The organism is Paraburkholderia caffeinilytica (assembly GCF_003368325.1).
Lineage (GTDB): Bacteria > Pseudomonadota > Gammaproteobacteria > Burkholderiales > Burkholderiaceae > Paraburkholderia > Paraburkholderia caffeinilytica.
This window is the reverse complement of the sequence record NZ_CP031467.1, coordinates 2359900-2375718: the sequence shown is the minus strand read 5'-3', so window position 1 is coordinate 2375718 and position 15819 is coordinate 2359900. Positions and strand designations below refer to the sequence as shown.

Genomic DNA, 15819 nt, shown 5'->3' with positions numbered 1-15819 from the left:
CCCCGATCAGCCGCGGCGCGCCTCGAGCGAGAACACCGTCACCGCCGCTTGCAGCTGCCTTGCCTGGTCCGCCATCGACGCCGCCGCGGCCGCCGCCTGCTCGACCAGCGCAGCGTTCTGCTGGGTCACGTCGTCCATTTGCGCGACCGCGCGGTTCACTTCCTCGATGCCGCTGCTCTGCTCCTGCGACGCCGACGAAATCTCACCCATGATGTCGGTCACGCGTTTCACCGCATGCATGACTTCCGCCATCGTCTGACCGGCCCGCTCGGCCAGTTCGGCGCCGCTGCCCACGCGCGCCGTCGAGCTCTCGATCAGCTCCTTGATCTCCTTGGCCGACACCGCACTGCGCTGCGCGAGCGAACGCACTTCGCCCGCCACCACCGCAAAGCCGCGCCCCTGTTCACCGGCCCGCGCCGCTTCCACGGCTGCGTTCAGCGCGAGAATGTTGGTCTGGAACGCGATCCCTTCGATTACCGCGATGATGTCGGTCATGCGCTTCGAACCGGCCGCCAACTCGCGCATCGTTTCGACCACATAGTCGACCAGGCTGCTGCCGCGCGCCGCCACTTCCGACGCGCCATGCGCGACACTGCCCGCCTGCTGCGCGTTCCCGGCATTCATCTTCACCGTCGACGTCAATTCCTGCATGCTCGACGCGGTTTCCTGCAACGCGGCAGCCTGCTCTTCGGTACGTTGCGACAGATCGGTGTTGCCTTGCGCGATCTCACCGGAGGCCATCAGGATCGACTCACTCGATTCGCTGATGCCCGAGACGATGCCGGCCAGCCGCTCGCGCATGTTGCGCAGCGCGAACAACATGCTGTCGGTGTCGCCCGCACGGGTGTCGACACGCACGCTCAGGTCGCCATCGGCGATGCGGTTGGCGATGTGCATCGCGTAACCGGGTTCGCCACCGAGCTGACGGGCAAGTCGTCGCGCAATCACCGTCGCGAGCAACGTGCCCGCCACAATCGCACCCAACACCAGCGCGAGCATCACGACGCGCATGTGCCGATAGTCGGCGCTTGCCTCCCGCTGGGCCTCGTTGGCTTGCTGCCGGCGATAGTCGATCAGCGCCGTGATGCCGTCGCGCAGCGCCTCGCTCGACGCAATCGCGCGGCGCACGAGTTCATTGTTGTCGACGCCGACCGGAATCGGTTCGAGACCGATCTGCTGATGCACGATGCCCTCCCACACGGCCGACTTGCGCAGCACTTCGTCGAACATCTCCTGACCCTTGGCCGTAGCGATGGTCGCGCGATACTGGTCGTAGGCGCCGTGCATCTCCTTGAGCGATGCGACGATGCTGTCCTTCAACTTTTGACGGCCGGCGTCGTCGACGGCGTAGCCGAGATTTGCGGCGGCAAGATCGGAGTCGATCTTGTGGCGATTCGCCTCTTCCATCCAGTAGAGGCCGTTCATGTGCTGGTCGCAGATGGCGTCGGTAATGGCATGCATCGACGACAACGTCTTCAGCGAAGTTGCGCCGATCACGACGCAGAACCCGATCACGACGGCAAACGCCAACAACAGTTTCCTGAATACGGTCATACGGTCGAACCACTTCATCTCACCATCCTTCGTAAGTCCTGAGGGGACGCTCGCGCCGCTGCGCCATGGCGAAACACTTCGTCATTTTTCAGGTGCGTGGCGACGCTGCCCCCTCTTTTACGGCGGACGTAACAGAGACTTGATGCGATAAATGGTGGGCATAACCGGGACAGGATGATGTAAGGAATGCCTGGCGTACGGTGCCGGATCGCTGCGTCAACGTGCTTTGCCCGTCGACGCAGCGATTGGGATTTGTCTGATATATAGGGACAAGCGAGGTCTTTAGACTTTGTTTGTTGCGTTCACCCCCATGAGCGCACACGATGTTGTTGTAACTCTCCGACTTTCCGCTCACGCTCCCCGGCGTGAGCGGTTTTTTTTGTCCCTATGTTTCGTCGGCTGGCGCACTCACGGGTGCGTCCATCGCGTGCAATGCGCGGTTGAATTCACGGATGCATGACGAACGCACCCTGGGCAAGGTGCAGCGTGTGGTTGCGCACATCCTCCGGCCACGCCGCGACGCGTTCCGTGGACCTGCGCACCAGCGAAATCGTCCAGCCTCATCGCGCCGGCGACACTACGGCGCTCCGCCGGTCCGCCCGCGCCGCCACCGGATAGCAGAGCACACGGTTGCGGCCGGCGTCCTTGGCCTCGTAGAGCGCCTCGTCCGCTGCGTTGACAAGCGCACGGCTCGTCGCGAATACCTGGCTTCTGGTGCACGCAATGCCGATGCTGATCGTCAGCACATGGTGCGAACTCGCGACATGCCGAAGTTCAAGCGCCTGAACCGCGGCGCGAATCGTCTCGGCGATGGCCGCCGCCCCGGCTTCGTCGGTGTCCGGCAGCAGCACGGCGAACTCTTCGCCGCCATAGCGCGCCGCGGTATCGCCCGGGCGCCGCACGCTCTGCCCGATGCAGCGCGCCACGGCGATGAGCGCATCGTCGCCGGCCGAATGGCCGTACAGGTCGTTGAAGCCCTTGAACGTGTCGACGTCGATCAGCAGCATCGACAACGGCCAGCCGTTGCGTTGTGCGCGGTGCCACTCCTCCTCGGCATGTTCCTCGAACGTGCGGCGATTGTTCAGGCCGGTCAGCCCGTCGGTACGCGCGAGCACGCGCAACTCTTCTTCGGCTGCGCGGCGCTGCCGCAGTTGCTGCGAGAACAGGATGGCGAGCGCAATGATCGCCACGTCGAGCGCCGCGATCAGCGTGCCGATGATCCACGCGCGATGCCGCCATTCCACGTAGATATCACGTGTGGACAGCGCGACGTCGAGAATCAGCGGATACATGTCGATATGGCGGAACGCGTACCAGCGCTCGACGCCGTCGATCGCCGCCGTGCCGAAGAAATCCCCGCTCGGCTGCAGGAGAAAGCGTGAATAGTTCGCGGTGCCGACCAGGCTCCGGCCGATGATTTTCGGATCGTATGGGCGCCGCATCAGCATCGTGCCGTCGCTCAGCATCAGCGCCATCGAACCACCGGCGCCGAGATTCATACCGGCGAAAAGACGCTTGAAGTAGGTAAGGCGCATCGTGCCGACCACCACGCCGGCGAAGCTGCCGTCCGGCCGCGAGATGCGACGGCTCAATGCAATGCTTACGTCCTTGCCGTTCACCTTGGGTATGAACGGATGGCTCACGTACAGGCCGACATTGGGGGAATCGCGCTGAACCTGGAAATAATCGCGCTCGGCGAGATTGATGCGGCGCGGCGGGACGGATTGCGAATCGAAGACGATGTTGCCCGCCGGGTCGAGTACGAGAATCGAACCCATGTCTTTGGCGCTGGCCGAGCCGTCGAACAGCACCATCTGGCGGATTTTCGGCGGCAGGTCCAACACGCCTGGCTGCTTCAGGCCGTCGATCACCGCCCGCAGCGACAGGTCATAGATCTCGAGATTGCGCGACACGTCGCGTTCGACCAGCAGCGAGACGTTGAAGACCGAATCCTGTGCGCGCCGCAGTGCGTCATCGCGCATCTGCGCCAATACCCACACCGCGATCGCAAGAATCGCGCTGGCCAGCACGATGCTGATTGCAATCACGATGTTCGGTCGGCGCGTCACCATGAGCGTTTCGTTCGAGCATGCGCTGACCTACGCGCGTGGAGAAATTGGGCGCGTCCGGAAGGCGCTTCCCGTGAAACGGTAGCCTACCAGACGTGGAGGCCCGTCGAACGAGGGAAAAGACAGGTTTTTGGCGGATCGAACGAAATTTTTCGACTATGGGGCGTCGTGGGTCGCGGACGCTGGTGCAGCGTCCACGGCCTGCTTCAGAAACAGCACGGGTGTTATGTTTCGCGCCTACACTGCACGCCAGGGCGCATTTTCAGCCCGCAACCAGCGGAGCAGCGCGCGGACGTCACGTCCATCCGGGCCCTCAGCCGGTGTTGAGCCGATGTCGAGCAAACCGTCAGCCAGTGTGCAGATCGAGCGCCGGCTCGGACGCGGTGCGGCTAAGCGCGCGGATATCGGCGACCTCGAGCACCGCTTTGGGGGCACCGTGGCGCGCAGCCGCCAGCATCGCCTGGCCCATGTCTTCCGTACTCAGAATGTAGTTGGGAAAGAGCGCGCGCAATGTCGACAGAAGCGGCCTCGCCACCGCATAGAACAAACGGTACGAGCGAGTTTTCGAAACGGCGCCGTTCAATGGCTCGATCACGCCAGGACGGAACAGGTAGACGGCCCTGAACGGCAGCCGTTGCAGGGCATTCTCCGTCCTGCCCTTGACCCGCGCCCACATGCTGCGGCCATGCTCGGTGCTGTCGGTGCCGGCACCGGATACGTAGACGAAAGTCATCTGCGGATTCAGACGGGCAAGCGTCTGCGCCGCGGCCAACGTCAGGTCATAGGTGAGGCGCGCATACCCGGCCTCCTGCATGCCTGCCGATGAGACGCCCAAACAGAAAAAGCACGCGTCGAAACCCGTCAGCGACGCTTCGGCCGCCCGGTAGTCCATCAGATCCGGCAGAATCAGTTCGTGCAGGCGCGGATCGAGCTGGCCGGTGCGGGTCCGGCCGATTGTCTGGATCGCCTCGACGTCAGGCGCGCGCAGGCATTCGCGCAACACACCCTGCCCGACCATGCCGGTCGCGCCGAATATCAGAACCTTCATGATGCGTGCTCCATGATTGCGCTCGGCCAGCGCACGTTGGTCAAACCTTCGGATACGTCCCACAGGCGGGCGGCGACCGCGCCAACTAGCGCGAGCGCCGTCTCGAAACCCAGCCCGCCGGTTGCGTCCGTGATGACCGCCAGACGGCCGGTCTGACGCGGGATGTCCGCAGTGGTCCAATTTGCCATGTCGTTCGTCATCAGCTTGCTTGGTTGCAGGGTTGGCTGGTTGGCCGGTTGGCCGGTTGGCCGGTTGGCTGGTTGGCTGGTTGGCTGGTTGGCTGGTTGGCTGGTTGGCTGGTTGGCTGGTTGGCTGGTTGGCTGGTTGGCTGGCTGGCTGGCTGGTTGGCCGGTTGCCTGCCTGCTCAGGCCTTAGCCGATGCACCCGGAAAGGCCGGCAGCGGCGTTGGCGCGGAGAAGTCGGTGGCGACACTGACCGCCTGCCACGCTGCGGCGGCTGCAGCGCGCGCCTTCTCGCCCTCGCCGGCATAATGCAACGCGTCGCTGCCCAGCAAAAGATGCGCCGGCAATGAATCGTGATACGCGAGCTTCAGCACCACTTGCGCAACCTTTGCGGGATCGCCGGTTTCATGGCCGATATGCTGGGACAGCATATCCACCACCGCGCCGACCGATGGCACATAGTCCGGCAGCAACGTCGGCAGCGCGCCGCTCGCCTCAGTCCCCCAGTCCGTTTTCATGCCGCCCGGCTCGAGCGCGGTGACGTGGACGCCGAACGGCGCGAGTTCCCGGCTGATCACCTCGGTGAACCCGCCGACCGCCCACTTCGCGGCCTGATACGCGCTCAAACCCGCGATCCCGACACGGCCGCCCACCGACGAAATCTGGATCACGTGGCCGGCTCGCTGTTTCCGCAGCACCGGAAGCGCCGCGCGCGTGACGTTAACCACACCATAGAAGTTGGTGTCGATCTGCGCACGGAAATCGTCTTCGGTGGTTTGCTCGAATGGCGCAAGGTGACCGAAACCCGCGTTGTTGACGACCACATCGAGACGGCCGAAAGCGTCGACAGCGGCCTGCACCGCATTGCGCGCCGCCACCGGATCCGTGACATCCAGCGCAACCGTGCGAACCTGCTCGCCGTAGCGTGTCAGCAGATCCGCCAACTGACGCGGATCGCGTGCCGTGGCCACCACCCGCTCACCGGCATGCAACGCCGTTTCGACAATGTCGCGCCCAAGCCCGCGGGCACTTCCGGTAACCAACCAGACCTTCGACATAATGCGCTCCTTGCATTTAAATGAGCAAGCAATCACTCATTAATTGGACAAAAAATTTAGTTCTGGGCAATCGCGTGCCAGAACGCTTCAAAGCCGGCCTTGCGATAACGGTCGGCATTGGCCGGTTCGCGAGCGATGAAATCCATGGTGGTTTCGGCCAGCGCCGCCATGATCGCCGACAGGAAAGCCGGCGGATGATCACGCAAGGCGCCGCTCGTCACGCTTGCCTGAATCATTACGTTGATGTCCGCGAAGGACTCCATGCCGGTGGCGCGCGTGCAGTCGGTCAAGCGCTCCGACACGGACAGTTGCGCCATCGCCCGGCGTTTTTGCGGTTGCGCCACACCCCAGTCGACAAACTTGTTCCACACGTGCTGGGCGCGCTCGCGCACGCTGGCGTGCTTCGGGTATGTCGTCATCATCACTTCGCGCAGCTCCGCCTTGATGTCCAGGTAGAGCTGGTTCAGCAATTCGTCCTTGTTGTCGAAGTACGTGAACAGCGTTCCTTCAGCCACGCCCGCAACTTTCGCGATGCGCGCGGTGGGCGCGCCCAAACCCTGCTCGGCAATGACCTCTGCTGCGGCTGCAAGGATGGCGTTGCGTTTGTCTTCGCTTTTCGGACGAGCCATACGGGTTGCTTCGACTACAAACAATAAATGAGTGATTACTCAATCATACCTGCGGATACTCGCTTGTTCAAGCCATTTTGCCGCCTGATGCTTGCCAGCAGCGCATTTGCCCAAGCGTTCGCCGGAAAAAATGAAACGCAAATGTAAGGCGTGTATTTTCACCGTACGATCAAATATATTCAAATCAACCGCAAATGATGCGTTCTTCGCGCATCGTGTGCAAGCTTGATAGAGGAATACCCGCGATTTGTTAAATACTTGAAAGTTCGATCCGATAACCAGTAGATGGGATACCGATTTATTGCCTGACGTTCGGCGCGCCTTCGGGGCGCGTCCGAGGGAAGGTATGAAGGGTAAATCGCGCGGGGCTGTCACGGTGATCGGCAGCCAGATAGACGCTCCCATGTCCGGACCTGAGAGTCCATTGCGAACGCTTTAACGTTTCGTTATTGGAGAAAAAAAATCATGACGTTCAAAAATCTCACCATCAAGACCAAACTCATTGCCGGCTTCGGCACGCTGTCGCTGATTGTCGTCGCGGTTTCTGGTCTTTCCTTGAAGGCGCTCAGCGATTCAACCGACGGGTTTTCCAACTTCGTCCACGGCATCAATGCACGCGCCGATATGGCGGCGCACGTTCGAACCGCCGTGGACCGCCGCGCGATCGCGGCGCGCAACCTTGTGCTCGTGACCCAACCCCAAGACCTCGAATTAGAGAAAGCCGACGTGACGCGCGCGCACGAAGACGTGCAAAACGACCTGAAAAAGCTCAACGACATGATCGCCAACGCGACCGACACGTCGGAGAAAGCACGCAGTCTCGTCGCCGAGATCAACCGGGTCGAAGCGGCTTATGGTCCGGTTGCCCTCAACATCGTCAATCTCGCGCTCACCAACAAGCGGGACGAAGCGATCGTCGAAATGGACGAACATTGCCGGCCGCTACTCGCTGCGCTGATTCGCGCGACCAACGCGTATGCCGACTACACGCGCGCACGCCAGGAACAACTGGTCGTTGAGTACTCGGCGCATTACGAAAACCAGCGCAATCTGCTGATCGCAATCTGCCTCATTGCGCTGGGGCTGGCCGTCGGCGCGTGCGTGGCGATCACGCGCGCAGTGACCGGACCGCTGCGTTTTGCGATCGGAGTCGCGCGCACCGTGTCGGAAGGCGATCTGCGCACGCGCATCACGGTCGAGGGCAGCGACGAAACCAGCAACCTGCTGAGCGCCCTGCGCGAGATGAACGAACGGCTGACGGTGACCGTCGGGCGAGTGCGCGACAGCAGCACCAGCATCGCCGGCGCGGCACGCCAGATCGCGGCGGGCAATATGGACCTGAGCCAGCGTACCGAACAGCAGGCTGCGTCGCTGCAGGAAACCGCCTCCAGCATGGAGGAGCTCACTTCCACGGTTAAGCAGAACGCCGACAACGCGCAGCAAGGCAGCGTGCTGGCTGCGAATGCCTCGTCGGTGGCGCAAAAGGGGAGCGAGGTCGTCGGTCAGGTGGTGAACACGATGCACGACATCAGCGACAGCTCGACGAAGATCGCGGACATCACGGGCATCATCGAAGGGATTGCGTTCCAGACCAACATCCTCGCGCTGAATGCGGCAGTCGAAGCAGCGCGGGCGGGCGAACAGGGCCGGGGTTTCGCGGTGGTGGCCAGCGAAGTCAGAAGCCTGGCTCAACGTTCGTCGAGCGCGGCCAAGGAGATCAAGGACCTGATCTCCACTTCCGTGGACAAGATCCGCGACGGGTCCGCGCTTGCCGGCGAGGCGGGCAAGACGATGTCCGAAGTGACTCAGGCGGTCGCACGAGTGACCGACATCATGTCGGAAATCGCGGCGGCATCGACCGAACAAAGCCGTGGCATCGAGCAGGTCAATCTTGCGATCACCCAGATGGACAACGTGACGCAACAGAATGCGGCTTTGGTGGAAGAGGCCGCAGCGGCGTCGCGCTCGATGGAAGACCAGGGGCAGCAGTTGAGCGATGCTGTGGCGTTTTTTCAGGTGAAGGATGCGGGGGCAGCGGCAGCGGCTGTGCCTGCTCGGCGGGAGGCGTCGCGGCGCGAGGTTGCAGCTGCGGTTGCCCCGAAGCGCGTGATGCGGGCCGCGACCGTTGCGCCTGCTGCTGCGCTTGCCACGGCGACTGCAGATGCGGAAAGCGGGTGGGATAAGTTCTGATCGACGTCCGTCCGATGGCGCGTCGCCCGTCTCACGGGCGACGCGTTGGCAGGAGTCACAAGCAATGCTGAACATAGCAGGCGGCACGACAACTGCGGCATCGGGTGAAAAACACGGCGCCGGAAACGAGAAAACCGGCCTAAGTGGCCGGTTCTAAAGGGAATTTCTTGGTGGAGAGGAGGAGGATCGAACTCCCGACCTTCGCATTGCGAACGCGACGCTCTCCCAGCTGAGCTACCCCCCCAACGTGCAAATAATTCTAGCACAGGCATTTTGCGTTTTGCCAAGCCCCCGCCGCGGCAAAACCCTGAGGCGAACAGGGCGGCAAAACATCACTTCAATGGTGCGCCGGCCAGCACCCAATCCACGACTGAGCGGATATCAGCATCGCTCATCGATTGATGCGCGGGCATCGGAATCATGCCCCACACGCCGGAGCCGCCCTCCTTCACCTTGCGGGACAATTTCGCCGGCGCTTGCGCATCGCCCTTGTACTTCGTGGCGATCTGCTGGAACGACGGGCCGACCAGTTTGCGGTCCACAGCGTGACATCCCATGCAAGCATTCGAATTGGCAACGATCTGGCCACGCGGTGCATCGGCCGCATGCGCTGAAGAGGCAAAAGCACCGGTCAGCGCACTAACCGTCAACATAGCGACAGCGAAGGCGACGCCCCGCTTCATGGCGTCGTCGCCTTCGGATTGCCCGGATGCACGGCGTTCGAATTGCTGACCGGCGCCGGCGCCTGCTGATCGAGCGGACGCGAGCTCACCGATGAATCGGGAATCGTACCGACGGTCGGCGCGTTCGCGTCCGGCTGCGAAGCGGCAACCGGCACGCTCGCCGCCGCAGCAGCAGCCGCCGCCGCTTCCTGCGGCTGGATGTACTGGAATACCTTCACGACCTGCGTCACACCCGGCACGCGGCTCGCGACGTCGGCGCCGCGATTGCCTTCGTCCATCGTGACCAGCCCCATCAGATACACCGAACCGCGCTCGGCCACGACCTTGAAGTTGTTCGCCGAAATGTTCTTCTCGGCGATCAGCGCGGTTTTCACGCGCGTTTCCAGATACGTATCGTTGGTACGCGACGAAAACGAGCTGGCCGGCATGATTGCCAGTTCGTTGACGATCGTGTTGACGTTGTTCAAGCCGCGCACGATGGTCTCCGCACGTTGCTTCGAGACGTCGCCCGCCACTTCGCCGGTCAGCAGCACGCGGCGGTTGAACACCGACACGTTGACGTGCGCGTTGTCGGGCAAGTTCTGGCTGATCTGCGACAGCGCCTTCACCTGCAACTCGCGATCCTCGGTTTGCGCACCGAGCGTGCGCCGGTCGGTCGCCACCAGCGCGCCGCCGCCCGCCGCGCCGGCAACGGCGAGAAAGCAACCCTGCAACGTCGCGGACAGCCCCGCCGCGAACCCGACCACCAGCACGGTTCTCACCAGTGTCTTCTTGACGCGGAATACGCTCATCAACTAGCTCTCCTTCGGAATCAATCTCAGTCTTCGCCCAGCAACATGGCATCGATGCCGTCGCACAGACAATGGATGGTCAGCAAATGCACTTCCTGAATACGCGCGGTGCGATCGGACGGCACACAAATATGGATATCGGTATCGCTCAGCATTTCCTGCATACGGCCGCCACCCTTGCCGGTCAACGCGACCACGATCATTTCGCGCTCGTGCGCGGCCTCGATCGCGGCCAGCACATTGGCCGAATTGCCGGACGTGGTGATGGCGAGCAGCACATCGCCCGGCTGGCCGAGGGCCCACACCTGCTTCGAAAAAATCTGCTCGAATGCGTAGTCGTTGGCGATGGCCGTGAGCACGGACGTGTCGGTGGTCAGCGCGATCGCCGGCAAGCCCGGGCGCTCACGTTCGAAGCGGCCGATCAGCTCGGCGGCGAAATGTTGCGCGTCGGCCGCCGAGCCGCCGTTGCCGCACGCAAGAATGCGGCTGCCATTGGCAAGCGCAGCGAACATCGTGTCGATCGCAGCGGCGATCGGCATCGACAGGGTTTCGAGGGCTTCGAGCTTGACTGCCGCACTGTCGCGGAAGTGTTGTTGAATACGTTCGACTGACATCGAGTTTCTATTTTCTACCGCGAATGGACCGCAATGCGCGGCCGTGTTGTGAAGTCGTATTGCGAAGCCGTGCCGCGCTGATGGACCATGCCGGCAACACAGTGCGAGCGCGCAAAATTCATCGCGAAATACGCGGCTTCATCACGGCTTCCCATATGCCGGCGTGGTTCATGAGGCCTGCATGCGAGCGCAAGTTTATCGCACTCACGCGCGTTCTCCCCGCACTGCATCAGACTTCGTCGGCACGAAACGCATCGCGCAGCCACACGAGCCGGCCCGCTTCGAACGCAATCACGTCGAACCGGCACGCCGGCTCATCGTGCGAACGCCTGCTGCGGGTCGCCAGATAATGCCGCGCGGCACGCACGATCCGCTGCTTCTTTTGCCAGCCGATGCTCGCTGCGGCGCCGCCGTAATGCTGCTGTGCACGCGCGCGAACCTCGACGAACACCAGCGTGCCGTCACGATCGCACATCACCAGATCGATCTCGCCGCCCCGGCACAGCACATTGCGCGCGATAAAGCGCAAACGCTGCCGCTGCAAAAACTCCATCGCACGCGCCTCGAAAGCCGCGCCGACGAGTTTTGACCCGGTTGGCCTCGAAAAGTTGTGACCGGAGGTCCGCGCGCTCACCTGCTCGCCAGCCGGTTCGCGCACCGCTGCGTGGCACAATGGCGGCCTCGTTCTGTCTGTCTGCGTCTTCTGCCTCATGACTCCTCTCTCCGAACTCGCGCAAGGGCAGCAGTACCCCGCCGCCGCGCTCTATGTGGTGGCCACGCCGATCGGCAATATCGCCGACGTCACGCTGCGCGCGTTGCATGTGCTCGGACTGGTGGACCGCATCGCCGCCGAAGACACCCGCAACACGGGCCAATTGCTCGCGCGCTACGGCATCTCGAAGCCGCTGGTCGCGGTTCATCAGCACAACGAGCGCGCCGCGGCGCTGCGCCTGATCGAACATCTGCAAGCGGGCGAACGCGTGGCCTACGTGTCCGATGCGGGCACGCCCGGCATCTCAGATCCGGGCGCGAAGCTCGTCGACGCGGTGCGCGAAGCCGGTTTCCCGGTCATTCCGCTGCCCGGCGCAAGCGCGCTCGCCACCGCGTTGAGCGCGGCCGGCGACTGGGTCGCGACGTTCTCGTTCCTCGGCTTCCTGCCGCCGAAGGCAAAGGCACGCGCCGCGGCACTGCAGCCGCTCGCGAACCATCCGCACGCGATGGTGTTCTACGAAGCGCCGCACCGGATCGTCGAAACGGTCCAGGCGTTGGCCGACGCATTCGGCGGCGGGCGCAAGCTGCTGATCGCACGGGAATTGACGAAGTTACATGAAGCGCTGCATTGCGGCACCCTGGCCGAAGGGCCAACGTGGCTCGCCGCCGATCCTAACCGGCAACGCGGTGAGTTCGTCCTGGTGGTGGAAGGCGCGCAACCGGAAGCCGCAGACGAACACGATCACGACGCGTTGCTGCGCATTCTGCTGGAAGAGTTGACGGTGAGCAGCGCGGCGAAAATCGCGGCCACCCTAACCGGCGCATCGCGCAACGCGCTCTACACGCGCGCTTTGGCGTTGAAAAAAGACGACGAATAAAGAGGACAGGAAGGCTTGTCCGCCGGCGGATCAGGCTCGCAGCGCGAGCGGCGACCGCAAGGGATGAGCGGCTGCATCCAGCCGTGATTGATGAGCAAAATGATGAGCAAAAGAAAAGGGCCGCGGCGAAGCGACCCTTTGTCTTCCGGCGGACCACGGCGCGAGCTAAGAGCTAACGCCATGTTGCCCGGCCTCATGAGCGCGCCAAAGGAGCGCCCGCGACCACTACATTACTTCTCCGCGCTCGACCCCGAGTTCGACGCCAGCGTTTCATTCAGCTCAGCGCGCGCTTCCTGCCGCGTCAACCCTTCGATCTTGACCCGCGCCGTGCCGGCATGGCGCATGTCGAGCGCGGCGGCGGCGGCCATCGACAGGTCGATCACCCGGCCGCGCGCATACGGGCCACGGTCATTGATGCGCACGACGACCGAGCGCGAGGTGGCCGGATTGGTCACGCGAACATACGAGCCGAGCGGCAACGTACGATGTGCCGCGGTCAGCGCGTGCATGTCGAAACGTTCGCCGTTGGCGGTGCGGCGGCCATGGAAACCGCGCCCGTACCACGAGGCGCGACCGGTCTGATGAAAGTCCGAAATGCTGGGACCGCCGTCAGTAAGCGGCTGCGCATTGGCCAGCAACGAGCCTTTGGTGGCTGCGTCGGATGCCGACGCGCTACCGAAAGCCTGCGGGCCGGAAGAGCCTGCCTGCGCATTCCTGGTGCTCAGCGGCGCGCCGCTGTCAGACGTGCTGCTCGCGCCCGGAGGCGTGGCGCAGCCGGCCAGCACAAAAAAGGCAAAAAGAGTCCCCAGACCACGGGATAACCGAGTTTTCATAAGACGTGCAATCACATTGTCGAGCCGCATCACGCGAAATGTTGAGCGTGTTGCCTGCGACTCCGGCGGCAAAAGACGACAACGCGCCGCGCAGAAAAGCGCAGTACGTCAAAGCCCGCACGCGGCTTACCCAGCCGCTACCGCACGGTTAATTTTCACGTCTGGCGCAACCTGTCCCCGGCAGCCTGACCAGACCCCACATGCCGCCATCGAACGTGGCAAACACGTTCTTGCACGCGGAACTCAGCGCGCAGGAACAGCGGCGTAGGCCCCACCCAGCGTCACGGTATTCAAGTCCGTTGCAGGCGCGTGGCGCCTGGCTGGGTAAGACGTGTGCATCGAAAGCATCGATACTTGATGGCCGCCGACAAAACGCGACAGCCCATACTTGAGTGGCAATCCGCGTGCCCATTTTTGATGGGGACGCATCGCCGTGTGGCATGCACAATTCCTTGTGCATGGAGCGCATTATACCCAAAAGAAAATTTTGGGATGGCAAGCGACTGAAAACCTTGATGAATTTTGACTTCTGCTGCAAAAATGAGCAGCCGAAAGCCCGCTGCAGCGGGGCCTCAGCGCCCTCGACGAGCGTCGGCGAGACGCCGGTACAATCAACGTTTTTCCAGCGGCGCCGTCACCCATGAAAGTCACCTTGATCCCCGTTACGCCGTTCCAGCAGAACAGCTCGCTGCTCGTCTGCGAGGCAACCGGACGCGCCGCCGTCGTCGATCCGGGCGGCGATCTGGACGTCATCCAGGGTGAAATCGCGCGGCAGAACGTGACGGTCGAAAAAATATTCCTCACGCATGGCCACATCGATCACTGTGCCGGCGCGAAGACACTCGCCACGCATTACGGCGTGCCGATCGAGGGCCCGCATCCCGACGAAAGCTTCTGGCTCGACAAGCTGCCGGATCAAAGCACGCGCTTCGGCTTTCCTGCTGCCGAGGCGTTCGAACCGGACCGTTGGCTGCAAGACGGCGAGACCGTGCAATTCGGCGACGAAACGCTCGAGGTCTATCACTGCCCCGGTCACACGCCAGGCCACGTGGTGTTCTTCAGCCGCGCGCATCGGCTCGCACTGGTGGGCGACGTGCTGTTCGCCGGCTCGATCGGCCGCACGGATTTTCCGCGCGGCAATCACGCCGACCTGGTACGCGCGATCCGCGAAAAACTCTGGCCGCTCGGCGACGACGTCACCTTCGTTCCGGGCCACGGTCCCACCTCGACGTTCGGCGCCGAGCGCCGCACCAATCCGTATGTCGCCGACGGAGTCAAAGCATGAGCGGCGAAATCTACGTGAGCACCGACGTCGAAGCGGACGGCCCGATTCCCGGCCCGCATTCGATGCTCAGTTTCGCCTCCGCGGCGTACACGGAAGACAAGCAGCTGATCGCCACCTTCTCCGCGAATCTCGACTTGCTCGACGGCGCCAAGCCGCATCCCGTGCAGGAAGCATGGTGGAAGACGCAGCCGGAAGCATGGGAAGCCTGCCGCAAGGATTTGCAGGATCCGCAGGCCGCGCTCACGGCCTATGTCGAGTGGGTCGAGGCGTTGCCGGGCAAGCCGGTGTTCGTGGCGATGCCGGCCGGTTTCGACTTCACCTATATGTTCTGGTACATGATGCGGTTCGTCGGCCGCTGCCCGTTTTCGTGGTCGGCGCTCGATATCAAGACGCTGGCCTTCGCACTGACTGGCCTGCCGTACCGCAAGAACATCAAGCCACGCTTCCCGAAGCACTGGTTCGACGAACATCCGCATACGCATGTCGCGCTGGACGACGCGATCGAGCAGGGCGCGCTTTTCTGCAACATGCTCAAGGAACTGCGCGCCGTTCAGGCAGCCACGCTGACGACCGCTAAAGATGGGGACGGCTCAGGACAAAACGCCGCTGAGGAACCAGCAAATTAGGTAATCTCCCTCGCTGAGGCCGTTTTACATTGCGTTTCGTTTTCGAGACCTCTACCATGCGTTGATAGGGCGACGCCAACGGAGGCGCAGTTGACACTCGATACGTTCTCTCAAAAAATCCTGCGCCTGCTGCAGCTCGACGCACGCCGGTCCGTGCAAGAGATTTCCGACCAGGTCGGCCTGTCGAGCACCCCGTGCTGGCGCCGTATCAAGGATATGGAGCAATCGGGGGTGATCCAGCGCTACACGGCCTTGCTGGATCGTGAAAAGCTGGGGCTCCATGTCTGCGCGCTGGCGCATATCCATCTCACGCGCCATACCGAGGGCGGAGTCGAACAGTTCGAGAGGGAAATCGCCACGTGCCCGGAGGTCACCGAGTGCTACAGCACGACTGGCGAATCCGACTACATCCTCAAGATCGTCGCGCCGGACATCAAGGCGTACGACAGTTTCCTGCACGAACGCATCTTCAAGATTCCCGCCGTCGCGCAAGTGCGGACGAGCGTCGTGCTGCGCGAGATCAAATTCGATACGCAGTTGCCGCTGTGAGATTGTGAAGCTGCGAGTGCGTGAAGCCGCCCCGCCGTGACACCATACCGTCTTAACCTTGAACTCGTGCAGCCATCACGCCCTGAAGCGGCGGCTTGTGCGCGCCGACTGATTCGACT

The 15819-nt window shown here is 62.9% G+C and carries 17 protein-coding genes and 1 tRNA gene; 5 read left to right on the top strand and 13 right to left on the bottom strand.

What is annotated here, in order from left to right:
• Positions 1-6: 6 nt before the first annotated feature.
• From DSC91_RS26905 to DSC91_RS37665, 7 genes are all read right to left on the bottom strand, one after another.
• Positions 7-1572, bottom strand: a complete 1566-nt coding sequence (locus DSC91_RS26905) for a methyl-accepting chemotaxis protein (protein ID WP_115781634.1) — start codon at positions 1570-1572, stop codon at positions 7-9.
• 542 nt (positions 1573-2114) lie between these two features.
• Complete coding sequence (locus DSC91_RS26900; RefSeq protein WP_115781633.1) at positions 2115-3626, bottom strand: sensor domain-containing diguanylate cyclase; 1512 nt, start codon at positions 3624-3626, stop codon at positions 2115-2117.
• Between the two features lie 343 nt (positions 3627-3969).
• A complete protein-coding gene (locus DSC91_RS26895) occupies positions 3970-4671 on the bottom strand; it encodes a Rossmann-fold NAD(P)-binding domain-containing protein (protein ID WP_115781632.1) in 702 nt (233 codons plus the stop codon).
• Positions 4668-4859, bottom strand: coding sequence for a hypothetical protein (locus DSC91_RS38335; protein WP_229758137.1), 192 nt, complete (start codon positions 4857-4859; stop codon positions 4668-4670). Before DSC91_RS38335 ends, DSC91_RS26895 begins: the two co-directional genes overlap by 4 nt.
• Positions 4860-5035: 176 nt before the next feature.
• Positions 5036-5911 carry an SDR family NAD(P)-dependent oxidoreductase gene (locus DSC91_RS26880; protein ID WP_115781631.1) on the bottom strand — a complete coding sequence of 292 codons (876 nt, stop codon included), beginning with the start codon at positions 5909-5911 and terminating at the stop codon, positions 5036-5038.
• A gap of 56 nt (positions 5912-5967) precedes the next feature.
• The gene (locus tag DSC91_RS26875) at positions 5968-6540 is read right to left on the bottom strand and encodes a TetR/AcrR family transcriptional regulator (protein ID WP_115781630.1); all 573 of its coding nucleotides are present in this window, start codon (positions 6538-6540) and stop codon (positions 5968-5970) included.
• 39 nt (positions 6541-6579) lie between these two features.
• Entirely contained in the window at positions 6580-6945 is a 366-nt protein-coding gene (locus tag DSC91_RS37665) for a hypothetical protein (protein WP_162831473.1), read from the bottom strand.
• 60 nt (positions 6946-7005) lie between these two features.
• Here DSC91_RS37665 and DSC91_RS26870 point away from each other — a divergent pair, with 60 nt between their 5' ends.
• Positions 7006-8730: a methyl-accepting chemotaxis protein gene (locus DSC91_RS26870; RefSeq protein ID WP_115781629.1), complete on the top strand. Its 1725-nt coding sequence runs from the start codon at positions 7006-7008 to the stop codon at positions 8728-8730.
• Between the two features lie 168 nt (positions 8731-8898).
• Here the strand turns inward: DSC91_RS26870 and DSC91_RS26865 are convergent.
• From DSC91_RS26865 to DSC91_RS26845, 5 genes are all read right to left on the bottom strand, one after another.
• Positions 8899-8974: transfer RNA gene (locus DSC91_RS26865), tRNA-Ala, on the bottom strand.
• Positions 8975-9062: 88 nt separating this feature from the next.
• Positions 9063-9413 (bottom strand): c-type cytochrome, encoded by a 351-nt coding sequence (locus tag DSC91_RS26860; protein WP_115781628.1) that lies wholly within the window; start codon positions 9411-9413, stop codon positions 9063-9065.
• The gene (locus DSC91_RS26855; protein ID WP_115781627.1) at positions 9410-10204 is read right to left on the bottom strand and encodes a BON domain-containing protein; all 795 of its coding nucleotides are present in this window, start codon (positions 10202-10204) and stop codon (positions 9410-9412) included. The genes DSC91_RS26860 and DSC91_RS26855 overlap by 4 nt, the downstream gene beginning before the upstream one ends.
• 26 nt (positions 10205-10230) lie before the next feature.
• Positions 10231-10818 carry a phosphoheptose isomerase gene (locus tag DSC91_RS26850; RefSeq protein WP_115781626.1) on the bottom strand — a complete coding sequence of 196 codons (588 nt, stop codon included), beginning with the start codon at positions 10816-10818 and terminating at the stop codon, positions 10231-10233.
• A 229-nt stretch (positions 10819-11047) separates the two neighbouring features.
• Complete coding sequence (locus tag DSC91_RS26845; protein ID WP_115781625.1) at positions 11048-11530, bottom strand: YraN family protein; 483 nt, start codon at positions 11528-11530, stop codon at positions 11048-11050.
• Here DSC91_RS26845 and rsmI point away from each other — a divergent pair.
• On the top strand, positions 11529-12407 hold the full coding sequence (rsmI, locus tag DSC91_RS26840) for a 16S rRNA (cytidine(1402)-2'-O)-methyltransferase (protein ID WP_115781624.1): 879 nt from the start codon (positions 11529-11531) through the stop codon (positions 12405-12407). The genes DSC91_RS26845 and rsmI overlap by 2 nt on opposite strands.
• Before the next feature lie 230 nt (positions 12408-12637).
• Here rsmI and DSC91_RS26835 read toward each other — a convergent pair whose 3' ends face one another.
• Complete coding sequence (locus tag DSC91_RS26835) at positions 12638-13240, bottom strand: septal ring lytic transglycosylase RlpA family protein (RefSeq protein ID WP_373291824.1); 603 nt, start codon at positions 13238-13240, stop codon at positions 12638-12640.
• 640 nt (positions 13241-13880) lie between these two features.
• On the opposite strand from DSC91_RS26835, the gene DSC91_RS26825 reads away from it, so the two are divergent.
• The 3 genes from DSC91_RS26825 to DSC91_RS26815 all read left to right on the top strand — a co-directional run bounded on the left by DSC91_RS26825 (position 13881) and on the right by DSC91_RS26815 (position 15700).
• Positions 13881-14525, top strand: coding sequence for an MBL fold metallo-hydrolase (locus tag DSC91_RS26825; RefSeq protein ID WP_115781621.1), 645 nt, complete (start codon positions 13881-13883; stop codon positions 14523-14525).
• Positions 14522-15151, top strand: coding sequence for a 3'-5' exonuclease family protein (locus tag DSC91_RS26820; RefSeq protein ID WP_115781620.1), 630 nt, complete (start codon positions 14522-14524; stop codon positions 15149-15151). Before DSC91_RS26825 ends, DSC91_RS26820 begins: the two co-directional genes overlap by 4 nt.
• A 90-nt stretch (positions 15152-15241) precedes the next feature.
• Entirely contained in the window at positions 15242-15700 is a 459-nt protein-coding gene (locus DSC91_RS26815) for an Lrp/AsnC family transcriptional regulator (protein WP_012431468.1), read from the top strand.
• Positions 15701-15819 lie beyond the last annotated feature (119 nt).